Source organism: Ihubacter massiliensis (assembly GCF_024125305.1).
GTDB lineage: Bacteria > Bacillota > Clostridia > Peptostreptococcales > Anaerovoracaceae > Hominibacterium > Hominibacterium faecale.
Window position 1 is genome coordinate 2,969,158 of sequence record NZ_JAMXVH010000001.1, and the last position, 21,961, is coordinate 2,991,118.

The window sequence follows — 21,961 nt, forward strand, 5'->3', positions numbered from 1 at the left end:
GTCTCTTAGTTCTTTCTTTTTTTCCCAGTGTAGGAGGGATAGGGCACAAAAATCTGCTTGCGGTCAAAAGCATCATATAGGTCCTTTTTTGTCTCATAGCTAACCTGAGGCAGCTGGATCGCCCTTTCATAAGCCGCAGTCAGCTCTTCTCGTTTTATAAACACTTCCACAGCAAAGGTCTTGCGCAGCATTGCTGCAAAAATTTCCGCCCGTTTATCGGTGGGCGAATCGGCTAAATGGTTCATTGCTTTTCTCAGCATATTGACCGAAAGCAACAGCCATACACTGAGAAAAACAAACAAGTAAGGCAGTATTGCCGCAAGTCCCAAATAGAGTCCTGCCTTCTTCATGCACACGATCAGCAAAAGCGACACGGCCAAAACAATGGTTAGTATAATAGTTTGCAGTTTATTCATACGTTTACCTCATTGGATTCTACAAATTAAAATGATCCCCATAGGTCTTATAAACCCTCATTTTCTTTCCGAACACCCGATATCGCATGAGCCACAGAGGCCGGTAGATAATCCGGCAGTCTTTCAGTTCGATATCGTATTCCCTCCAGGATTTCAAGTTTTTAGGAAGAATTTTGAACAAAAGCTCTTTCCTGGCTGTCTCCGTAATGTTTTCAATATTGGGTTCTTGATAAGCGACATACTCGTCCTCCAGCAGAATTTCCCTGGGCCCGAAGTCAGCTAAATCCGTAAAAGACTTCATTCTGCCTGTGCCCAACTCCATACTGATATACACATCCTGCATGCGCTTGGCTTTTTTTGTCTTTCCCACATTGGCAATATGAAACTCCATCACTGCGAACGGCACATAAAGAAGCAGCCGTTGTTCAATGTCATACGTTCTTTTCAAAAACCTGGTCACAATCATGCCTTTAATGATCTGGGACAATTCTTTTTCTGCATTGGCCTTATCTTTTACCAGCTCTGTTGCCAGAATTTGTCTCATAGCGCACCTCTTTTACGCAAGACGCGCCTTTTGGCACGCCTTGCTGCTTATTAGATTAAAACCAAATGGTATGTTTCCATACGCGGCAGGTTTCTCCCTCTTTAAAATTACCTTCATAAATGCGGTCCTCCGTCAGACCGACGGTTCCGGCCTCTGATTCCGGGAGGATTCCCAAGATTTTCGCTCTGCACGATTTGGAACCGCTCCAGCCGATGGAGGCATATATAAATTCTCCGACGGATGCCTCGATCTCCTTCAAATCCTTTTGTGTCAGCCAGGCACCCACGATCGCGTCCGGCTCCTCATGTTTTTTTATTTTTAAAGAAATTTTCTTAATTGCCATCGTTTACTCCTTTCCTTTATTTCTCAACGATTTCTTTAATTTCTTCCGTTGAAAGGTCAATATAGCCTTTTCCGCCCTTAGCTATGGAAGCCCAATAAATTTCTTCCAATTTGGAGGACGGCTGGGCGAAGTAAACCATGCCGTAGTATTCCTCGTCCGACTTTTCCTGTTTGTGCCAGATCAGCTGGCCGATTACCAGCGCTGCCAAAGCCCAGACGGTTCCCGCCAGCGAATTGTACCAGCTGCATCCTGGGGTACCGTATGTACCAAAGCAGAAAGGTTTGAGGAATACATCCGGGATAAAGATGGCCAGCATAACGCCTACGATACTGGCTAAAATCACCAGTGTAGCTGTGTTGGAATGGATCTTCTTGGTCACAATACCTAAAATAGCCGCTATTACCATGCCCGGCATTACCGCAGATGTCACGCTGTAGAGCGCGGTCATCAGGGAATCGAACTGCATAAAGTATTTTGCAAAGACAAAGGGCACTACGACCGCAACGATCACCGACGAAATTCTGGATACCAGCAGATAATGTTTATCCGACTTTTTATCCCAAATCTGCATATAAATATCGTTTACAAAGATTGTTACTCCTGAGTTAATATAGGTGCTTCCCGTCGACATCATCGCCGACAGCAGGAAGGCCACAATAACACCCAATACGCCGGGCTGGGCGATGAGTCCCACCAGTACCAGGAAAGATGCGCTGGTGTCGGCAGGAGCCGCAACAACGCCCTGTTCAGCAAGGGATCTTAAAATAATTCCAGGCATTCCTGTAAAGAGCACGCCGATGGGCATCAGGATTCCCATAAATACACCTGTAACCAGTCTGGCCTGATTGAGGGTTCTGGCAGCGAGGATCTTTTGAATATTGCCCTGGTGGGCGAAGTACCAGGCAGCCGTAATGGCAAAAGCGCCGCCGAAAAACATGCCCAGCTGAGGATAATTGGGATCCAGCAGCGGCGTAAACAGGCTTCGATGGCCTGTTGGCAGGTTGGTCATCATCTCCGTAAAGCCGCCGGCCATCTTGACTCCGCTGAATACGATGAATCCTCCTCCTACGAAAATCAGCACCGCCTGCAGGGTGTCGGTAATCATAACCGCCATGATGCCCCCTGCCGTAGTATAAATAGCTGTAATAATTGAAATAGCCATCATTCCGATGAACACATCCAGCCCGAACATCGTGTTGAGCATAACGCCTACTGCATAAGCATTAAAGGACATTAGCGCCAGCATGAAAATGAGCATTGCAATGGAGCTGACGACCCTTGTCTTTTTATCGAATCGCCGTTCCATGTATTCCGGTACGGAATAAATACCGGATAAGAAATAAATAGGGACTCCGACGGCCAGAAATAATACCGCCCATCCACAGTCATCCAAATACATCTGGAATGCGGCGAATCCGGCGTCGTATCCGGTCTGGGAATAAGATACGATGTCCTGAGCGCTGATTAATACGGTCATAAATGCCAGAGAGCAGATCCACCACGGTAATTTTTTGCTTGCTACAAAGAATTCTCCCTGGTTTTTTACTCTTCTGCCAAAGAACAAACCAATTCCGATAACGACTATAATATAAAGCGCGATAATAACCCAATCGATCTGATGCAAGGTAAATACTTTTGTTTCCACTTTTTCATCACTCCTTCCTAGATTAGCCTAAAGTATTGTCTCATGAAGCGGGAACATCTGCGGGAACACAAAATGCCAGATAGCTTCACCGATTGGGAATACCAGACAGATCCAAATAACAATCGCCAAAACAACTTTACCGCCCGGCTTTTTTGCCGAAAAGTCACCGGCTTTCCATAAAATAATAAATCCAATAATTGCGAGTGGAATATGCATGGCATATTCCACAAGCCAAGGTCCTATTTGCTCATATATAGGTGTCATATTTCTCCTCCTTAACTTTTTTACCTATTTTTACGCTCCGTTATATAAGAAACCGCCGTCCACTGGAATGGTGACTCCTGTCACATAGTTCCCTGCATCCGATGCCAAATAGACCGCGCAGGCGCCCAGCTCTTCCACGTCTCCCCAATCGCCCATAGGGATTTTGTTTTTAATGGTTTCAAAGAGTTCTTTATCATCCTGTACCGGCTGGGTCAGTTCTGTCTTGAACCAGCCCGGCGCGATTCCGTTCACCTGAATGTTGTACGGCGCGTATTCCAGCGCCGCTGCCTTGGTAAACTGAATGACCGCTCCCTTGCTGGCCGTGTAAGCCGGCGCAGCCACCAAGCCCAGGAAGGACGCCATGGACGCTACATTGATGATCTTGCCTTTTTTGTTTTTGATCATTTCGTTTCCGAAAATCTTTGTCGCCAGAAATACAGAGTCAGCGTTGACCGACATGACTTTTCGCCAGTCTTCAAATTTATAATCTTTGATATAGCCTCTCTGTTCCACCCCCTGGGAGTTGACCAGGATATCGATTCTTCCGAACTTTTGGATCACTTCGTCTCTCAGACGGATCAGGTCCTTTTCCTTTGTGGAATCCACAGATGTATGCAGGCTTTCTCTTCCCATACCTTCGATTTCTTCCACTACTTTTTTTGCATTGTCTTTGTTTCTGCTGGCAGGTACTACGGCCGCACCATGGTCGGCAAGGGTCAGTGCAATTCCCCTGCCGATTCCACGGGTTCCTCCGAGAACAACAGCCACTTTTCCCGTCAGATCAAAGCTTATTTTCTTATAAGCCATCTCCTTCTCCTCTCATATAGCAGCTACTTTTTCAGCGTAAGCGCCTTTTGGTACAACTTTTCAAAATCTTCTACTGTAGTCTCCCTTGGATTGGTGGACCGGTCTCCGCCCTTCATAGCTTCCTCGGATAATTTTTCGATATCATCCGGGGTAACGTTCCAATCGGAAAGGGGCGGAATTGGAAGGGAGTCTAAAAGCTCATAGACCGTATCAACCGCCAGCTTGGCAGCCTGGATGGTATCCATGCCCGATGTATCCTTGCCAAAGAGTCCTGCGATTTCGGCGATCTTATCCGGGTTGGAATAAAGATTAAATTCCATCGTTACCGGCAGACAGATGGCGTTGCCCACACCGTGAGGTACGCCGAACATGGCTCCCAGAGGATGGGCCATGGAGTGGGCAATTCCCAAAATGGTGTTGATAAAGCCCATTCCGGCCATGGTGCTTCCCATCATCATGTCGTAGCGAGCATCCTTATCGAATTCACCCTTAAAGGTGGCTCTCTGCAAAGAGCCTGCGATCAGCTTGATAGCCTTTGCCAGAATAGCGTCTGAAATGGGATCGCTGGCTCTGGAAATAAAGCCTTCGATCGCATGGGTCAGAGCATCCATGCCGGTTGCGGCTGTAAACAGCGGCGGCAGGGAGGCCGTCAGTTCCGGATCGCAGATGGCCAGAGATGCGATATTATAGGAGCCTCCAATGGCCATTTTCCATTCTTTTTCCACGTCCGTTACCACAGCAAAGCAGGTAACTTCCGCTCCTGTGCCTGCTGCTGTCGGAATGGCTATTACTGGCAGCGGCGCATTGGGGAACAGATCGCAGCCCTCGTAGTCGCGGATATTTCCTCCATTGGTAACCATGACCGCCGCGGCTTTGGCCGGGTCGATGGAGCTTCCGCCGCCCAAACCGATGAGCATATCCGCCTCTTTTGCAAGCGCCGTGACTTTTTCCACTGTTTCCACAGACGGGTTGGCCTCACATTTGTCGAAGATGGAATACTGGATTCCCGCATCACTGAGGGAATCGATGACCTTCTGGGCCACTCCGAACTTCACCAGTCCTTCGTCCGTGCAAACGACGACTTTTTTACCGCCTAGGCGCTTTACTTCGCTTCCCACCTTTTTAACTGCTCCGTTTCCAAAGATGATGGAACCGGCCGGACTCCAGTTAAAAATGGAATCGTGCCCTTTGAACAGGTCATAATCCAGCGGCAGTTGTGCAACTTGTCTAAACATACTTCTCCTCCGTTTCTTTACTCTTTATTTTGAGAACGCCATTATTTATAAGCGTTTCTGAGTACAATTGATTTTACCTGACTCATCTCTTCCAGGGTATAGGTACCGCCTTCCGCGCCGATGCCGCTCATCTTGTATCCGCCGAAAGGCTGTCCCGGAGCCCGGTAGCATCCGCCGCCGTTTACGACACAGCATCCGGCTTCCATGGTCTTTGCTATATGCATACCCTTATTGATGTCGTTGGTGATGACACCGCCGGACAGGCCGTACATGGAAGCGTTGGAGATTTCGCAGGCTTCTTCCACCGTGTCAAAGCCGATGATCGGCCAAACTGGTCCGAAAATTTCCATATCCAGCGCGACATCCAGATTCTTCGTTACTTCAATGACGGTCGGTTCGATAAAGGTCCGGTCAAACCGTTTGCCCCCAAGCAGCAGTTTGCCGCCCTGTTTGATGGTTTCGTTGATATATCCTTCTACTTCGATGGCCGCCTGTTCGCTGACCTGGGGTCCATAGGTGCTTTCCGGGTCGAACTGATTTCCCGGCTTTTCCTTTTTCAGCGCTTTGATCAGTTTTTCTGTAAACGGAGCTTTGATGGAGTTCTGTACTAGAATTCGTTTGCTTGCGCAGCACACCTGCCCCGAGCAGTAGGCTCTTCCTCCCACCACTTCTGCTACCGCATAGTCCATATCCGCGTCCTCTAAAACGATCAGCGCGTCGTTGCCGCCCAGTTCCAGAGATACTCTGGTCAGGTTTTCGGCACAATTCTTTGCGATTTGAGTACCTACGGCCGTACTGCCGGTAAAGGTAACCGCATCCACATCTTTGCTGGTAGTAATCCAGGTACCCACTTTGCCGCCGCTTCCTGTAATAAAGTTTACGGCTTTTGGCTCAACGCCCGCATCCAGCAGCAGGCCCGCCATCTTCAGGTTGCAAAGCGGTGTCTCCGTCGCCGGTTTAATGACAACTGCATTTCCCATCAAAAGAGCCGGTACAACCTTGTGGCAGAACAGCTCAAAGGGGAAGTTGAACGGCAGGATACATGCTACCACCCCGTGGGGCTCTCTTACGGTGATCATCATATCCGCCTCATTGGAGTAGTGGTCTCCCGCCGGATAGGATTCGCCTTTTAACGTTCTCGCCGCATCGCAGAAATGTTCGATGAGACTGGCGGCATTGAGGACTTCCGCCTCAGCATGGGCGACAGTTTTGCCCATTTCTTTCGCTGCCAGCTGTACAAAGGCATCTTTTTCGCCGATGAACAAATCATGGAACTTTCTCAGGGTATCAATTCTCATGTGCAGAGGAATTTTCTCCCAAAGTTTTTGTCCCTCTTTTGCCGCCGCTACCGCCTTTTTTACATCTTCCTCGGTTGCCATTGGAATGGTTTCGATGACATTCATCGTGCCCGGATCCAACACGTCTTTGACCGCTTTGTCAGAAGCGTCTACATAGTTCCCTCCGATAATCATTTGCATAAATCAATTCCTCCTTATTCTTGTTTTGTATCCATATACAAACGCAAGGGCTATGCCAAAATATTCAGAATTGATTTTTATAATAAAAAGAGCTTGAAAATTCAAGCTCTTAAAATAATTTTTTTATTTATACACCCTAGATCAGAAAAGCAGCCGCTCATTCTTTCCCGGGAAAAGTGTCCGTAATTCGAACAAGTCTGTCGGATTCCGGTCATTTCTGCGGCTCCGGCGGGAGAAGAATACATTTAAAGAAATCATCCGGTTTTTCCTTGTAAATGTTTCTAATAAAGTCTCCTCCCTGGGAGAGGGGAACAAGATGAGAAATCGCATAATCGACACGGATGGCACCGCTGGAAATCAGCTCCAAAACCTGAGGAAATTCACCGCTGAAGGCACAGGAGCCTTTTACTGTAAGCTCCTGAGTCACCACTTTGGAAATATTGAGGGGAAGGCATTTTCCAGGTTGGCTAAGGTAACGAAGATCCCCCCTTTTTGCAGGCATTGGACTGCCTGACAAAAAGTAGACTGTGCTCCGGCCGCATCCAGCGCTTTGGCGGCTCCCCGGCCGCAGGTAATCGATATAGTTACATTGTCCGGCAGCTTATAGACGATATGTTCGGGAAGGGCGATGTACTGACAGAAAGCGCCATGCTGCCGGTACTCTTGGCAGGATACCCCCAGAACTCTGCGGTTGTCGCATAAGTTGACTCTTCCGCTGCGGCAGAACCGGCAGGTCCCGCAATAGATGGTAGAGTCAAACGTAACGCGATCCCCCTTGGCGAATCGCGTTGCTTTGCTTCCTGTCTCTTCTATAATTCCGCTGGCTTCGTGTCCCATGACGATGGGAGGTCGGCGTCTTCCCGTGCTTCCGTCGCTGCCGGCGATGTCGCTGCCGCAAACGGATACCGCTTTGATCCGAATTAAAACCTCATTTTTTGCCGGCACGGGTTTGGGCACATCCCCATAGACAAATTGCATTTTGTCCTTCAGAATCAGAGCTTTCATGTTTTCCCCTCTTTCTGGCGGATGCGGCCGATGGAATCCGCCGTCACAATGGCTGCTTTCAGCGTATGCCAGTCAACGCCGAAGGGCATGTTGTGGGAAATGCCGATTTCACTGCTGGCTTTGGCCGCAGTTTCCAGTTCCTCATCCGTCAGAGACAGCCCCAGATGGGAAAGGGTTGTAGGTAGTCCGATGCTTTCGAAAAAGCCATATACCTGATTCAGCTCCCCGGCGGGAACATTTTCTGCAATCAGCTGGACCAGGGTTCCAAAGGCGACGCATTCTCCGTGGAGATACGTCCCTTTTTTCATCTGAGTAAATCCGTTGTATATTCCGTGGGCAATGGCGCAGCCATTGCTTTCAAAGCCTACGCCGCTCAGATAAATGTTGGCTTCGACGACATTTTCCAAAGCCTTTGTAACGCATTTGTTTTCTGCCGCCAGCTTGGCATAAGATCCGTTCTCCAGCAGAATTTCTCTGCAAAGGGAGGCCAGGGCAAAAGCAGTGTTGGTGCCTTTCCCCTGAAACATATTATCTGCATCTGCATTTCTGCAGGCGCGGGCTTCGTAAAAGGTGGCGAAGGCGTCTCCGATCCCAGATATCAGCAATCTCACCGGCGCGTTTGCTATCATCTGCGTATCTACGAAAACCAAATCCGGGTTTTGGGTGAGAAAGAAATCATACAGCCACTCCCCCTTATCGGAATACATGACCGCTAACGAGCTGCAGGGCGCATCGGTGGATGCTGCTGTGGGGATGACGATGGTTTTAAGGCCGGCCTTGCAGGCCGCCGCCTTTGCCGTATCGATGGTTTTGCCCCCTCCGCAGCCGGCTATGGCTCCGCATTCATGACGGGCGGCAAGATCAACGATACGCTGTACTTCCGTTTCGGTACTCTCTCCGGAAAACCGTTCAAATTGAAATACGATCTCCGCCTCTGCAGCGCTTTTTTCCATTTTTTCTTTTATCAGCGGATATACGAATGGGTCGGTCAGAATCAGAATTTTTTTGCTGTATGGGGAAAAATAGCTCCCGGCCTTTTGAAGAAGATCCCTTCCCTGTATGTATTTGGAAGGTGATCCCAAAATGTTAACCTGCATGGTTGATCCACCTCTCTTTCCTTTCTATGCTCAATATGCTCCCTCTTTGTTGGTGATGTACTGGAGGAATACGGCCAGCACAATAATCAAACCCTTGATGATCTGCTGGGGGTAAGCCGCGATACTGAGAAGGGTCATGACGTTGGTAATCAGCCCCAGAACCAGTACGCCGATGATTGTATTGCCCACGCTGCCTTTTCCGCCCATCAGGCTGGCTCCGCCGATTACGCAGGCTGCGATGGCATCCAGTTCCATTCCTGTGGAAACGGCCGGCGATGCGACCGCTACGCGGGAGGTGAGGATAAATCCGCCCAATGCGCAGAGCATTCCGCAGATGGCATAGGCGAAGAATTTATATTTATTTACGTTGATTCCTGCCAGTCGAACAGCTGTCTCGTTGCTGCCGGAGGCAATGACCAGACGGCCGAAAACCGTATTGCGCATGACAAGCCACATGAGAACGATGACTACGATGATCAAAACCACCGGCCAGGGAAGTCCGATTCCCGGTATGCCCTGGCTTCCAAACTTTACCATCATCGCTGAGGTATCATATTCGGATGACAGACGTATGGGCTGCCCGTTGGACGTCATGTAGGCGGCTCCTCTGATAATGGTCATGGTGGCCAGTGTGGCAACAAAAGGAGCCATTTTCAGTACCACTACAAAGGCCCCGGACATACAGCCTATTAAAAAACCGATTCCCAGAACCGCAATCAGTATGACGATCATGGAGGCGCCGGAAACCATGCCGGCATTTTGAATCATGATCGCCGTGATCATGCCTCCCATGGCAGTAACGGAGCCGACGGAAAGGTCGATGCCTCCGGTCAGGACCACCAGGAGCATGCCCAGGGTCGCCAATGTCATGGGAACCAGCTGTCTGAGCAGATTAAAGATATTTGTCACTGTAAAGAACGCATCCGACAAAATGGTAGAAGCGATAATCAGTGCGATCAAAATTAAAACAGCGTTGTATTTCAGTAGTATGTTCTTTACGTTTATCTGTCTGTTGTTCAATCTTTCTTCCATGTTTAAGACACCCCCATTGATAAATTAATTAATGTTTGTTCGGTCAACTGCTGCTTTTCCACCTCTCCGGCGATTTTTCCGTGACGCATCACATATACCCGGTCGCTCATACCGATGATTTCCGGCATTTCCGAGGAAATCATGATAACTGCCGCGCCTTGTTCGGCCAGGGTGTTCATGACTTTATATATTTCAACCTTAGCGCCTACATCGACTCCTCTCGTGGGTTCATCGAATATGATCACTTTCGAATTGGAGATCATCCATTTCATAAGGGCTACTTTCTGCTGGTTTCCTCCGGAAAGGGAGGATGCTTTGCTTTTGTAAGATCTGGCTTTGATGTTCAGCATGCCGATCATTTCTTCCACTTTTTTATTCTCTTTTGGATGGTCCAATATGCCTACAGCCGATGTAAAATCCTGCAGAGAACTCATGGTTCCGTTTACCTTGATGGGCATATCCAGGAGCAGTCCCTGCTGTTTTCGGTCTTCCGGCACCATTCCGATGCCGTTTTTAATAGCCTTCTTGGGTGTATTGATCTTGACGCTTTTTGCTTCCAGTCGGATCTCCCCCTCTTCCAGCTTGTCGGCTCCGAATACGGCCCGCATTGTTTCCGTGCGGCCGGCTCCCACAAGTCCGGCAAAGCCGACGACTTCTCCGGCTTTTACATGAAAAGTCACGCCGTTGACCATTTTTCCGCAGATGAGGTTTTCTGCCTCCAGTACGGTTTCTCCGATCGCCGCGTTCCGCTCAGGAAACAGCTCGGAAAGATCTCTGCCGATCATCATGGTTACCAGCTGTTTTTCTGTAATATCCTTTACATGTACGGTGTCGACGTTTTTCCCATCCTTGAGAACGGTGATGCGGCTGCATATGCGAAAGATCTCTTCCAGCCGGTGAGAGATATAAATGACACATACGCCCGAATCCCGCAGTTTATAAATGACATCGAACAGCTTTTCCACTTCCCGGTTTGTCAGCACGGCGGTGGGCTCATCGAAAACCATGACTTTTGCGTTTCTTGAGATGGCTTTGCAGATTTCGACGATCTGCTGATAGGCGACGGTTAATTCGGCCACTTTTTTATTGACGTCAATGTCTCCGAAGCCCATCTTTTCCAGCACTTCCTCCGCCCTCTTTTTCAATTTTTTTCTATCCACCAGCGCCTTTCCTTCTCCCAGGCTGTCAATGAAGATATTTTCTGCCACAGTCAGGTCTTTTGCCAGGGCAAATTCCTGGTAGATGACGGATATTCCGCAGTCCTGCCCCTGCTTGGGATTGGTGATTTGTTCTTTTTTTCCGTCTATGTATATGGTTCCTTCATCCTTGTCGTATGCTCCGGCAAGACATTTCATCAGCGTGGATTTTCCGGCGCCGTTTTCTCCGATCAGAGCATGGATCTCACCGGATAGGGCGCAGAAATTAACCTTATCCAAAGCAGCCACGCCGCCGAAGGATTTGCTGATTTCATCCATCCTTATCATCTCTCTTTGATTGCTCATGATGCTCTCCTCTTTCCTATAACGGTAGTTCTCTTTTGGAATACAGGCCCGAAGGCATATCCTCCGGGCCTATTGGTTCAAATAAGATAGATTTGCTTATTTGGACGGAACCCATTCTTCATAATAAGTACCGTCTTCGATCGCTTTGATGACTTCGGGAACCGTCAGCACTTCCAGCGGAGCTGTTTTGTGATACAGGTTTTCCTTATCGTCATCCCAGTAAGTATCCATGGTATCTCTGTTGATGTTAAAAGCTTTGAACGCGGTCAGCATGGGCAGGTTGTTGGCATCCCATTTGTTGGTCCCCTCTGCCAGTTCTTTTATGAAATTGATGGTTTCCATAGCAAAGGCCTGGCCGTTATGGGGGCCGTCACACAGGAGCGTCCCGTCTTTTACCTTTTCCAGCTCGGTCTTCATTCCGTTTCCTGGGCATGCTACCAGGACTTTATCGGTGAGACCGTAATTTTTCAGTGCCTGAGCTGCTCCCAGCCCCTGGAAATCGTTTTCTCCGATAAAGAGGTTTAGCTTATCTTGGTTGGCTGCGATGATTGGTTCGGCCACATCGATTCCGCCTTCAAAGGTCCAGTTTCCTTCACCTGATCCCAAGCAGGCCATGTTCCATTTTTCTGATTCAAAGGTTCCTTTTTTCCTTAAATCGTTAAACAGCTTTGTGGCGTCCAGGGTTGCTTGTTCCATGGTGTATTCAACACCTCTCTGCTGGGCCCGTTCATAGATCATGCCGCTGAGCATGCCGTTTACGCGGGTTTCAGCTGTGGAGTTTCCCATGATGCCAACAACGATACCCATGTTGATCTGTTCCTCTTTATCAAACTGACTGGCTGTATATTTTCCAGCCGAATAGCCGACGGAAAAGATATTGGCATTGATGGTGGTTACCACGGGAGCGCCGAAAATTTCAGAACCGAATCCGATACATGGAATACCCGCTTTGACTGCACGTTCAATGTCCGCTGCGATTCCGGTTACATCCACCGGGTCAATAACGATTACGTCCACGCCTCTGGAAATATAGGAATCGATATGGGCGCTCTGCTTGGAAAGTTCAAAATCTGCCACATCAAAATAGAGGGTATACCCATATTTTTTTGCCCATTTTTCGGCAGATTCTTTTACTGATACGAACCAGGGATCTCCCTGGGTCTGCTCTGTCCAGCCGATCACTACGTGCTTTGGATCTTTGGGTTTAAATGGCAGTGCCTTATCAATGTTAGAACGATCTTCCAAAGATGTGGGATCGAGAAAGCCGGAAAGGCATGTGTCAGGAAGCATGCCGTAGAGTTCGGTTTTCGCCTCATCGGCGCTTAGCTCTTTCTCTGCAGTTCCTTCCTCACTGCCTCCGCAACCGGCCAGGCAGGTAACCATTAACCCGATTACCATTAAAATTGCCAGGATTCTCATTTTTCTCTTGCTCATTTTACTTCTCCTTTCATTGTTTGCTGCTAGCCATTGCTTCATATTGTCTGTTTCCATTATTAAGCGCAAAATATGTGCCAAAATATTCTGAATAATTTTTCATAAAAAAAGAAAGCTTGCGCTTTCAAGCTTTCTTTTCATTTATATTTTTATTCATTGAATAGAAGTTGCCACCCCGTTCTATGAGCAGTCACGTTCCATTGTACGAAAATCGGACAAAATGTCGGAATTCGGTCACTTTTTTAAATACTCTGATAACTCAGTGTTGTTTTTTAACTTTTGATAGAGGGTGCTTCTGGCGATCCCTAGGGCCTTAGCCGCAGCGCTCAGGTTGCCATTGGCCCGTTCAATCTCATTTTTTATGATCTCGATTTCAACTTCTTTCAGCCGGGTATTGCGCAGATGGTTATTTCTTGTTTTGTTAACCATACGGTCCGGAAGCATGGACGTATTTATTTCTTCCCCTTCCTTGGACATGGCGATTACGCCTTCCAGGATATTTCTCAGTTCTCTTACATTTCCCTTCCAGTCGTAATTCTCCAGCATATCGTAAAAGCTCTTGGGAATGCTCAATTTGTTCAACCCCATATCCTTTTTCAGCCGCTCAATATAGTGGTCGGCCAGCAGGCGGATATCTCCGTTCCTTTTGCGCAGGGGCGGTATCTTCAGGGTAATGGTGTTGATTCGGTAATATAAATCCTCGCGGAACCTACCCTGCTCCGCTTCCAGATAGAGATCGCTCTTGCTGGCGGAAATAATCCTGATATCAATGGGTATTTCCTTGTTTGACCCCACCCTCGTCACTTTAAAGGTGGAAAGAACCCGCAGCAATTTTATTTGGACGTCCAAGGGCATGCTCTCCACTTCATCTAAAAAGAGAGTTCCTCCTGAGGCGGCCTCCAGCTTGCCCGAACGCCCTCCCCGGCTGGCGCCGGTAAAGGATCCTCCTTCATAGCCAAAAAGTTCACTTTCGATCAGTTCCCGGGGAATAGCCCCGCAGTTAATGCCGATAAAAGGCCCGGATTTCCGCCGGCTTTCATTGTGAATGGATTGAGCCAGCACTTCCTTGCCAGTTCCGCTTTCTCCCCATAAGAGAATCGGTGCGTCGATCTTGGCCACCTGCTTGGCGATCTCCTTCAGCTCTTTTATCTCCTTGCACTGGCCGATCAGATTGTCAAAGGTATATTCGGTAGAAGACGGCTCTTTCTTTGTCGTTCTGCTCTTCAGTTCCGCTTCTATGGCATCGACGATGGAAATTACAATGCCCAGGGTATGTTCCTGATAGTCCTCTTTTCTTCCCGTTAAGGACATGGCCCCGATGATCTCTCCATCTGCCCCGTGGATGGGAGCTCCGGAACAGGTATATTTTTTATGTACTAGATTATAATGTTCTTCTCCCCAAAAAACCATGGGTTTTTTCTCTTGCAGACAAGTCCCGATGGCATTTGTACCCACATACCGTTCATTTCTGCTGGCGCCGACGACCAGAGAGGGATCGTACTCGTACTGGCTCAGCAGATCTTTATCGCTGATAATATCCAGCAAATATCCCCGATCGTCACTGATAAAGATATAATACCCTGTCGGCTTTATCACATCATAGATCTTATTCAAATGCTTTCTCGCCGTTTCGATCAATACGGCGTTTTCTTGAACAAGTTTTTTTCTTTCCTTTTCATCTAACTTTTTAATTTTCACAGGTGAATTATATTCGATTTCAAACTGCCTCGATCTCACCCATGAATCATATATTTCCGGGCGGATAAACGAATAATCATAAGGTTCATTGCGAACAAAATGTTGAAAAGCTTCAATCAGCTGTTTCTCGTATTCTTCATTGAAGTTTAACAAAACATTCACCGCCTTTCTCTGTCTGGTGGGTATATTAACTGAAATAAAGGTTGTTGGTAATATATTCCGGATCACTGGTTACATCAATCCCCAAGGCTTTGATTGTCTGCTCATCCCTCTCGCTGAGAATTGCGGTGCAGTGGGCCTGACAGCCTCTCAGGCAGGGAAGTTTGCTCAAGGCTACTTCTGCGGACGGGTTGGTCGCGGCGGAAATGGTCAGGGCGCTGAGAATTTCTTCGCAGTGAAGGCTTGTCTTTTCATGAAGAAGGATATCCGTCTTCATATCCTGGATCCCCTTTAAGACGTTTGGGGAAATGAGGTGGATGTCGTCGGCCATTCCGCAGAGAATTTTTATTGCATTGAGTACGGCAGCGGCAGCGGCTACCATTCTCCTGGAGCTTCGGCCTGTCACAATGCTGCCGCCGGGCAGTTCTAAGGACATGACGACGACGTTCTCATATCGCTCATTACAGTTCCGTTTGTATTCTGCATAATCTCTGGCTGGCTTGACCACCTTCCGGTCCTCAACCTTCAGGTCCAGCTCGTCCATTAACAGCTTGGACCGCTCCAGCGCGCCGTCATCGATTTTTCCCTTTTTATAATCGCACAGCGCGGTCAGATATCTTCGGATGATTTCCTGGCAGGCTGCTTCTTTGACAGCCTCGTCATCGATGATGCTAAACCCGGCCCTGTTGACGCCCATGTCGGTGGGACTCTTGTATTCCGACTCTTCACCAGTGATCTTTTCTATGATCCTCTTGACGACTGGGAAAACTTCCAGGTCCCGATTATAGTTTACCGCCATTTCCCCATATGCTTCCAGGTGGAAGGAGTCGATCATATTCACGTCTTTCAGATCGGCGGTCGCGGCTTCATAGGCGATATTCACCGGGTGCTTGAGCGGAATGCTCCAGATGGGAAATGTTTCAAATTTTGCGTAACGCACTTTTGTTCCCCGTTTATAATCGTGATACAACTGGGAAAGACAGGTCGCCAGCTTTCCGCTGCCGCCGCCCGGTCCGGTTACCACAACCAGGGGTTTTGTCACTTGGATATAGGGATTGGCGCCGTACCCTTCATCGCTTACAATGGTATCCACATCTGTGGGATAGCCTTTGGTAAATCTATGTTTGTACGTTTTAATGCCCCGACGGTCCAATTTGTTTAAAAACATATCGACTGCGGGGGCATCGTCTTCATAGCGGGTCACGACTACACTATTGATGGCTAGGTCGTATTTTCGAAACATATCGATGAGCCGGAGAACTTCCAGATCGTAGGTAATTCCAAAATCAGCACGCGTCTTGCTGGTCGTGATATCGCCTGAGTAGATGCAAATAATAATCTCTGCTTGGTCCTTCATTTTCTGGAGCAATTTAATTTTGGCATTTTCATCAAAACCGGGGAGTACCCGCATGGCATGTTTATCATGCACTAATTTTCCCCCAAACTCCAGATAAAGCCTTTCGCTTTCTCCCTCGTTGATCCGTTTCAAAATATACTTGGATTGTTCTTCTATATACTTTTCTGCGTCAAATCCTATCTTCGTCATCACGTTCCTCTCCTTCTACAGAAAAACAATCGCGCCAACCACGCTGGTCACTACCATTGCTGCTATAATTGCAATCGCAATTATCCGAATCGTTTTTTGCTTCATCATAATACAAAAAGCCTCCTCATTTTCCACGTTTATTTACATCAGTTCAATATTTAATTTATTTCTGCCTTCTGCCAGACCCTTTAAACTAATATGGTAGTCAATATCCAGCTGTCCCGTTCCTTCCGCTGTTACGCTGTTTTCCACGTGATTTGTGAGAACCTCCATCGCAATAGCTCCGAAAGGTGTGTCATAATAGCCGGTATAGCGTTTTCCTTTTTCGAATTCGATTTCCGTATCTATACCGACGTTTTTTCCAACCCTTTTCATCTTTATGGTTCCGTTTTTCAGTTTAAGGCGGGTCCTGCATCCGGGCATTCCGGAAATTTCGCTTTCATCATAGATGAGATAAAGGGCATCTCCTTTTTCGTACAGCTTGCCTTCGGTAATAAATTCCAGCTGATCTTCTTCCAGATCAGCCGTTATCTGTGTTCCAATAATTTTCATCATAATATTCTTCATTCAGTCAGCTCCTCCAACATCTTTTCCAATTCTTCTTTGTTAAAATGATATTCTTTCAGACAAAACTGGCACTGCAGCTCTGCCTGCCCGTCTTCTTCGATTATCTCCGTCAAATCCTTTTTACCAATGGACATAAGCGCCCGTTCAAGGCGGGGCTTGCTGCAATCGCAGCGCCAGGTGATATCCCTGGTCTCCAGCTTTTGAATCTGATACTGCTGCGGCATTTCGTTGAATATGCGCGCGGACAGCTCCATAACCATCCCTTCTTCACTCTTTCCGGCGGATGTCTTGTTCACTTCATCAATCAGAGTTGTCAGCGGAGGCAGGTTTTCAATCATGTCCTCCAGCGCGGATACGGCTCCTTCCTCTGCTCCCGGCATCATTTGAATAATCATTCCGCCCGCTGCTCCTACATGATAGTCCCTTTCTATTTTTACGCCCAAAGCGACGGAAGTATTCTGCTGCTCGGAAATAAAAAAGTAAGCTGCCAAGTCCTCGGCGATTTCTCCGCTGACCAGGGCAATGGTTCCCATGTAGGGCTCTTTTAAGCCCAGGTCTTTGATTACGGTCAATTCTCCTATTCCCAGCGATCCGCCTACATCCAGTTTTCCTTTTTCCGTAAGGGGTAAATCCACGTCTGGGTTAGCAATGTATCCTTTTACCTTTCCCGTTCCATCCGCTGTGGCTAAAATCTGTTTGGCTGGTCCCTCCCCCTTGAACTGGAGGGTAAGCTTGTCCTGCGGGTTTTTCAGCATAATGCCCATAAGACCGGCTGCTGTCAGGACTCTTCCCAGCCCTGCTGCGGCCAGCGGCGTTGTCATGTGTATATTGCGCGCCTCTTCGACCATATCTGTAGTAATTGCCAGATATACCCGGTAAGATCCGCTTTTATCCATTGCGATTAATGTATTGCTCATCTTCCTTATACCTCTTTTTTTATCTTTTCCTTTCAATTCTATCATAGTTGTAAGAAATTATTAATAACTTTATTTTAGATTTACACGGTTTCGACACAAAAAAACCATAAAGTCCGTGTATATTAATCTCAATAAAAGGACAAAACGGATAAAGGGAGGAAAAATCAATGGATAACAATTTTGAAAATAATGAATATAGATACACCAGCGGCCCAAACCCCGGACAGTTGATCCCAACAGAGGATCGTGATCCGGGAGGCGCACCGGGAATGGGTCCCAGGTCATCGAAAAAGAAAAAAGAGAAAAAAAGCAAGCCAGTACAGCTCACCAGAACTAGCCTTACTGCAATCATTCTGGTATGTGTCCTGCTCTCCAGCGCATTCGGCTTTGGAGGGGCCATGCTGGCCAATGACGCCGGCCTCTCGTCTCAATATTCGGCAGGCAAAGAAAATACCACCAATGCCAAGACGACTGGCTTTAATCTGGAGGATGCCACGGGCAGTTCAATGACGGTCCAGGAAATAACGGCTAAAGCACAGGATTCTGTGGTGGAGATCAAGACAGAATCCGTTCAGGCCGATGCGTGGATGCAGCAATATGTCACAGAGGGGGCCGGCAGCGGTGTCATTATTAAAAGCAATGGATATATTATTACCAATAATCATGTAATCGCAGGAGCGAATAAAATAACAGTAACGACCAGCGACAAGAAGGAATATGAAGCAAAGCTGGTTGGTACTGATGCAGATACAGATGTAGCGGTCCTCAAAATTAATGCAAGTAATTTGACAGCCGTCACTATGGGCAATAGTGACCAGTTGAACGTAGGTGATTTGGCGGTAGCGATCGGCAATCCCCTGGGTGAGCTGGGCGGCACAGTTACGGCTGGAATCATAAGCGCCCTGGACCGCTCCATCAGCATTGATGGAAAGACAATGTCCCTATTACAGACCGATACCTCCATCAACCCGGGTAATTCGGGAGGCGGATTGTTCAACCAGTATGGTCAGCTGGTGGGCGTAGTTGTCGCTAAGTCCTCCGGTTCTGATGTGGAGGGCCTTGGATTTGCGATTCCCATTAATCGAGCCGCAGAAGTAGCCAGCCAGTTGATGAAAGGCGGTTATGTAAAAGGAAAGCCTTCTACGGGGATGTCCTATGTGGATATGTCTCAGCAGCAGGGAAATAACGGATTTTTCGGCGGCGGACAGCAAAGCGCTGCGGGAGGCGTTTATATTCAGGAAGTAACCGGATCCAATGCTAAGAAGGCTGGCTTCCAGCAGGGAGATCTGGTCTACTCGGTGGATGGAAAAGAAATTGATAACATCGATACCCTTTCATCGATTATTACCTCACATAAGGTGGGCGATACGGTAAAATATATTGTACTTCGCGATGGACAGTCAAAAGAAATTAAACTTAAACTAGAAGAGAAAACTTCCTCTTAATAAGTAATAATAAGATATGCGAAAAGACCGAGCTGCGGAAGCAATTCGGTCTTTTCGTATTTATTATACCTTTTTTAAACATCTTTGCCGGGTCCGTTGATAATTTCCATTAACTTGGATTTAATCTCAATCTGCTGATCCTCTGTGTACCCCAGCTCATCCATCGCTTCTTGGTCTTCCTCAATCAAGCACAGGGGTGGAAATAAGACGCACCACCAGTTTTGTCCTTTTCCTTCGCCTAGTGTAAGATTCAGAGCTTCGTAGTTTCCAGCTGGAAAATACATATCTCCATAGGTTTTGGCCGGTATCCATCGAACACCTAAATCCGCTTCCGCTCCATATTCTTTGCCATTTTCTTCAATTACTTTTGCCGCTGTCTTTTCCATATCCTTCAGATGATTTTCTAAATAGCTGCGGGACTGTTCAATATCTTGGCTTTTTTCCAGGCTGCCTACTTCTTTAATAATCTGGTCCCTCACTTTTAATTTGAGATTTTGATCATCAGCGCTGTCGCTGTTGGCAATTACGTGCAAACGAATGATTCCGCTGTATTGATTGGACGGTTCATCCTCATATGTATAAAAAAGGACGAATCCCATTACGATAACCAGAATTAGGCTTAAAATGCATTTTTCTTTTAGATCGATATTTTTCATAAAAAATCCTCCTTGTATGTTCATTCTTCACCAAGGAGAATTTTTTTATACACGACCGAATAAAACTTTTTTATTTTACGATTAGTAAACGACTTCCTTCCTGGAGATTAATAGGATCATTCAATTCATTGATCTTCTTGATAGACTCTATACTGGTTTTGTACTTCTTAGCTATTTTCCATAGACTGTCATTTTTTCTTGTTATGTAAATAACCATAGAGGAAGGTCTTTTATTCTGTTTATTTTCAAGGAAGCATGGATTTTTTATTAATTTCAGCGCCGTTTCTTTTATGGCGGATACTTCAAGCTGCAGGCTGGCATTGATTTCTGCCTGCTTGCTGTTCACCTTATCCGACCAGAGATCCTTTATTCCAATTTGACAATCTATTTTCATGCCTTCTTCGGCTGCTGGAATATCAATCGAACCCCTGAAAGGAATATCCTGTTTTATTGCAAATACTTGTTTTTCCGAGTCCTCCGGTATACATAAGACAGTTCCTTCTAAAATTCCCTCGACCGTTACTCGGCCTTGTTCGGCCCTGGATTTTTGTTCTTTTATACGTCCGTTGACATAAAGAATTTTTCCTAACTGCCCATTTCTTTCCGCAACATCTACAATTTCTCTTGCTGATATCTCTGTAGTTCCTGTTCCCAGGACTGCTTCTATCATTTTTTCTGTATAATCATAAGTAGTATCTTTGACACTATGATATAAATCTGACACTACTTCTTTTTCCAGATTTTGGTATATTTCAACCGATGTGTTAACGCTTCCTTTTAAAATAAAACAATCTTCTTCTTCCTCGCTGATTGTCACTTCCAGCTCTTTGTCATTAAAGGATACTTTGCTCATAGCCAAGTTATCTTCTTTATTCATAAGTATGAACTGGGTAAAATCGGCCTTCCCTTGGTAAAAAGCAGGTTTTTGTATTACCTCTCCGTCTTTTTCTTCTTCACCTAAATAAAGAATATTAACACGCACCGCAGCATTAATGACCATTTTTTCTGAAGTTGTTTGTTTATGATTTTCCACCACATTGATGTCACTTTTCAGAATTTTAATCGGCCTCGGGCTCCCCTCTTTAACCTTTAAATCTTCTGCAATCTCCAAAGATTCTTCTTTTCGAAGAGCAACATGGCTCATTTTGACGGTTTCTTTTAATAGTTCCAACTGTTCCCCGCGCAGATTTTCGAAGAGTTGTAATTCTTTTTCCGCGTATTCTTTCAGGAAAAGCCCCAGAGTAATTTTAGCTCGGAATTTGCGCTCATTAATTACAGAATAATCAATTCGTTCGATTTTAGATTCAATGACCAAATGAGATAAAGGTGAGGCTGTCACCTGCCAGTCTGTTTTGAAAGGAAGCCTGGACTGAATGATGGCCACAGATTCATCCTCTTTTCCATCAGGCAGATAAATTGTCTGTAATCCTACCTCTCCTGTAACTTTTATGCTGTCATCATCTCCCTGTCCGACTTGTATTTCTTTGCTGGATAAAAATGCCTTCCCATCCATCGATAAAATTGAGATTAAATCTGGCTTAATATCTGGAACAAGTATATCTTCTTCTACAAAGATTTTTGTTTCAAGATTTTGGGCCACGGCTGTTATCTTTAATTCATTATAAACGGCCTGACCCGCCAGTGGCGTAATTTTAACTGGTTCTGCTGCTGTTTCAGAACTTTCCTTTATCTCTTCTTCGCCTAAAAATACCGGCTCTAGTTCTTCCTCTTGTTTATGTTCTATAACTTTTTCCGGCAAAATCTGTTTTGGTAATCCCTGTTTGTTGTCTTTTTCCGTTGCATCGAAAGATTTTTCTTCCGATATTTGTTCTTGATCCGGTTTGTTCGCAGCAGTTTCCTCTAAAACAGGAAGATCCTGTGAAAATTCTTCCTCCTTTTCGGTACTTGCTTTTCCTTCCTCACGTGCAGGTACTAAAAGTCTATCATAAGGAGTTGGATCAAAGCCGTCGTTTATCTGTGCTGTATCGGTATTTTCGTCGGCTGTTTTTGCTGGTTGTAAGGCAAATTCAGGTATTTTTTCATCATAGGTCATGGTTGTTCCCCCTCTGTCTTCCTATACATATTCTTGTTATATTGTATTCGAGGGCAAAAGGGTTCATACCATTTTTTTTACAGACTATTTTTTGTGATAAGAAGAGACCGACAAAACC

20 protein-coding genes are annotated in these 21,961 nt (G+C 46.5%); 1 reads left to right on the plus strand and 19 read right to left on the minus strand.

Annotation, left to right across the window (positions count from 1 at the left end):
* Positions 1 to 5: 5 nt before the first annotated feature.
* From NIA71_RS13775 to hslO, 17 genes are all read right to left on the minus strand, one after another.
* Positions 6 to 416 carry a hypothetical protein gene (locus NIA71_RS13775; RefSeq protein ID WP_253020693.1) on the minus strand — a complete coding sequence of 137 codons (411 nt, stop codon included), beginning with the start codon at positions 414 to 416 and terminating at the stop codon, positions 6 to 8.
* Positions 417 to 435: 19 nt separating this feature from the next.
* A complete protein-coding gene (locus NIA71_RS13780; RefSeq protein ID WP_253020694.1) occupies positions 436 to 960 on the minus strand; it encodes a hypothetical protein in 525 nt (174 codons plus the stop codon).
* Between the two features lie 55 nt (positions 961 to 1,015).
* Positions 1,016 to 1,303, minus strand: a complete 288-nt coding sequence (locus tag NIA71_RS13785) for a hypothetical protein (RefSeq protein WP_253020695.1) — start codon at positions 1,301 to 1,303, stop codon at positions 1,016 to 1,018.
* Positions 1,304 to 1,319: 16 nt separating this feature from the next.
* Positions 1,320 to 2,948, minus strand: coding sequence for a sodium:solute symporter family protein (locus NIA71_RS13790; RefSeq protein ID WP_253020696.1), 1,629 nt, complete (start codon positions 2,946 to 2,948; stop codon positions 1,320 to 1,322).
* A 27-nt stretch (positions 2,949 to 2,975) separates the two neighbouring features.
* A complete protein-coding gene (locus NIA71_RS13795; protein WP_148398195.1) occupies positions 2,976 to 3,212 on the minus strand; it encodes a hypothetical protein in 237 nt (78 codons plus the stop codon).
* Between the two features lie 30 nt (positions 3,213 to 3,242).
* A complete protein-coding gene (locus tag NIA71_RS13800; protein ID WP_253020697.1) occupies positions 3,243 to 4,019 on the minus strand; it encodes an SDR family NAD(P)-dependent oxidoreductase in 777 nt (258 codons plus the stop codon).
* 23 nt (positions 4,020 to 4,042) lie between these two features.
* Positions 4,043 to 5,254, minus strand: a complete 1,212-nt coding sequence (locus NIA71_RS13805) for an iron-containing alcohol dehydrogenase (protein WP_253020698.1) — start codon at positions 5,252 to 5,254, stop codon at positions 4,043 to 4,045.
* Between the two features lie 41 nt (positions 5,255 to 5,295).
* A complete protein-coding gene (locus NIA71_RS13810; RefSeq protein WP_253020699.1) occupies positions 5,296 to 6,732 on the minus strand; it encodes an aldehyde dehydrogenase family protein in 1,437 nt (478 codons plus the stop codon).
* 423 nt (positions 6,733 to 7,155) lie between these two features.
* The gene (locus NIA71_RS13815) at positions 7,156 to 7,737 is read right to left on the minus strand and encodes an alcohol dehydrogenase catalytic domain-containing protein (protein ID WP_253020700.1); all 582 of its coding nucleotides are present in this window, start codon (positions 7,735 to 7,737) and stop codon (positions 7,156 to 7,158) included.
* Positions 7,734 to 8,834, minus strand: coding sequence for a glycerol dehydrogenase (locus NIA71_RS13820; protein ID WP_253020701.1), 1,101 nt, complete (start codon positions 8,832 to 8,834; stop codon positions 7,734 to 7,736). The genes NIA71_RS13815 and NIA71_RS13820 overlap by 4 nt, the downstream gene beginning before the upstream one ends.
* Positions 8,835 to 8,864: 30 nt before the next feature.
* The gene (locus tag NIA71_RS13825) at positions 8,865 to 9,866 is read right to left on the minus strand and encodes an ABC transporter permease (RefSeq protein ID WP_253020702.1); all 1,002 of its coding nucleotides are present in this window, start codon (positions 9,864 to 9,866) and stop codon (positions 8,865 to 8,867) included.
* Positions 9,867 to 9,868: 2 nt separating this feature from the next.
* Positions 9,869 to 11,368 carry a sugar ABC transporter ATP-binding protein gene (locus tag NIA71_RS13830; protein ID WP_253020703.1) on the minus strand — a complete coding sequence of 500 codons (1,500 nt, stop codon included), beginning with the start codon at positions 11,366 to 11,368 and terminating at the stop codon, positions 9,869 to 9,871.
* Between the two features lie 96 nt (positions 11,369 to 11,464).
* Complete coding sequence (locus NIA71_RS13835) at positions 11,465 to 12,802, minus strand: sugar ABC transporter substrate-binding protein (protein ID WP_253020704.1); 1,338 nt, start codon at positions 12,800 to 12,802, stop codon at positions 11,465 to 11,467.
* 234 nt (positions 12,803 to 13,036) lie between these two features.
* Positions 13,037 to 14,653 carry a sigma-54-dependent Fis family transcriptional regulator gene (locus tag NIA71_RS13840; protein WP_253020705.1) on the minus strand — a complete coding sequence of 539 codons (1,617 nt, stop codon included), beginning with the start codon at positions 14,651 to 14,653 and terminating at the stop codon, positions 13,037 to 13,039.
* Between the two features lie 34 nt (positions 14,654 to 14,687).
* The gene (locus tag NIA71_RS13845; RefSeq protein WP_148398185.1) at positions 14,688 to 16,205 is read right to left on the minus strand and encodes a DUF1846 domain-containing protein; all 1,518 of its coding nucleotides are present in this window, start codon (positions 16,203 to 16,205) and stop codon (positions 14,688 to 14,690) included.
* Positions 16,206 to 16,346: 141 nt separating this feature from the next.
* The gene (locus NIA71_RS13850) at positions 16,347 to 16,772 is read right to left on the minus strand and encodes a DUF1934 domain-containing protein (protein ID WP_148398184.1); all 426 of its coding nucleotides are present in this window, start codon (positions 16,770 to 16,772) and stop codon (positions 16,347 to 16,349) included.
* Positions 16,769 to 17,689, minus strand: coding sequence for an Hsp33 family molecular chaperone HslO (hslO, locus tag NIA71_RS13855; RefSeq protein ID WP_148398183.1), 921 nt, complete (start codon positions 17,687 to 17,689; stop codon positions 16,769 to 16,771). Before hslO ends, NIA71_RS13850 begins: the two co-directional genes overlap by 4 nt.
* 167 nt (positions 17,690 to 17,856) lie before the next feature.
* Between hslO and NIA71_RS13860 the strand changes: the two genes are divergently transcribed.
* Entirely contained in the window at positions 17,857 to 19,134 is a 1,278-nt protein-coding gene (locus NIA71_RS13860; RefSeq protein WP_148398182.1) for a S1C family serine protease, read from the plus strand.
* A gap of 74 nt (positions 19,135 to 19,208) precedes the next feature.
* Here NIA71_RS13860 and spoIIR read toward each other — a convergent pair whose 3' ends face one another.
* Positions 19,209 to 19,790 (minus strand): stage II sporulation protein R, encoded by a 582-nt coding sequence (gene spoIIR / locus NIA71_RS13865; RefSeq protein ID WP_253020706.1) that lies wholly within the window; start codon positions 19,788 to 19,790, stop codon positions 19,209 to 19,211.
* A gap of 70 nt (positions 19,791 to 19,860) precedes the next feature.
* Positions 19,861 to 21,843 carry a DUF3794 and LysM peptidoglycan-binding domain-containing protein gene (locus NIA71_RS13870; RefSeq protein WP_253020707.1) on the minus strand — a complete coding sequence of 661 codons (1,983 nt, stop codon included), beginning with the start codon at positions 21,841 to 21,843 and terminating at the stop codon, positions 19,861 to 19,863.
* Positions 21,844 to 21,961: the final 118 nt, after the last annotated feature.

Bases quoted from the DNA above. Each gene is read 5' to 3' on its own strand.
- NIA71_RS13860 (WP_148398182.1), top strand. From the start codon at position 17,857: ATGGATAACAATTTTGAAAATAATGAATATAGATACACCAGCGGCCCA.
- NIA71_RS13820 (WP_253020701.1), bottom strand. From the start codon at position 8,834: ATGCAGGTTAACATTTTGGGATCACCTTCCAAATACATACAGGGAAGG.
- NIA71_RS13835 (WP_253020704.1), bottom strand. From the start codon at position 12,802: ATGAGCAAGAGAAAAATGAGAATCCTGGCAATTTTAATGGTAATCGGG.
- NIA71_RS13785 (WP_253020695.1), bottom strand. From the start codon at position 1,303: ATGGCAATTAAGAAAATTTCTTTAAAAATAAAAAAACATGAGGAGCCG.
- NIA71_RS13845 (WP_148398185.1), bottom strand. From the start codon at position 16,205: ATGACGAAGATAGGATTTGACGCAGAAAAGTATATAGAAGAACAATCC.
- spoIIR (WP_253020706.1), bottom strand. From the start codon at position 19,790: ATGAAAAATATCGATCTAAAAGAAAAATGCATTTTAAGCCTAATTCTG.
- NIA71_RS13815 (WP_253020700.1), bottom strand. From the start codon at position 7,737: ATGAAAGCTCTGATTCTGAAGGACAAAATGCAATTTGTCTATGGGGAT.
- NIA71_RS13810 (WP_253020699.1), bottom strand. From the start codon at position 6,732: ATGCAAATGATTATCGGAGGGAACTATGTAGACGCTTCTGACAAAGCG.
- NIA71_RS13805 (WP_253020698.1), bottom strand. From the start codon at position 5,254: ATGTTTAGACAAGTTGCACAACTGCCGCTGGATTATGACCTGTTCAAA.
- NIA71_RS13795 (WP_148398195.1), bottom strand. From the start codon at position 3,212: ATGACACCTATATATGAGCAAATAGGACCTTGGCTTGTGGAATATGCC.
- NIA71_RS13780 (WP_253020694.1), bottom strand. From the start codon at position 960: ATGAGACAAATTCTGGCAACAGAGCTGGTAAAAGATAAGGCCAATGCA.
- NIA71_RS13800 (WP_253020697.1), bottom strand. From the start codon at position 4,019: ATGGCTTATAAGAAAATAAGCTTTGATCTGACGGGAAAAGTGGCTGTT.
- NIA71_RS13775 (WP_253020693.1), bottom strand. From the start codon at position 416: ATGAATAAACTGCAAACTATTATACTAACCATTGTTTTGGCCGTGTCG.
- NIA71_RS13870 (WP_253020707.1), bottom strand. From the start codon at position 21,843: ATGACCTATGATGAAAAAATACCTGAATTTGCCTTACAACCAGCAAAA.
- NIA71_RS13830 (WP_253020703.1), bottom strand. From the start codon at position 11,368: ATGAGCAATCAAAGAGAGATGATAAGGATGGATGAAATCAGCAAATCC.
- NIA71_RS13850 (WP_148398184.1), bottom strand. From the start codon at position 16,772: ATGAAGAATATTATGATGAAAATTATTGGAACACAGATAACGGCTGAT.
- NIA71_RS13825 (WP_253020702.1), bottom strand. From the start codon at position 9,866: ATGGAAGAAAGATTGAACAACAGACAGATAAACGTAAAGAACATACTA.
- hslO (WP_148398183.1), bottom strand. From the start codon at position 17,689: ATGAGCAATACATTAATCGCAATGGATAAAAGCGGATCTTACCGGGTA.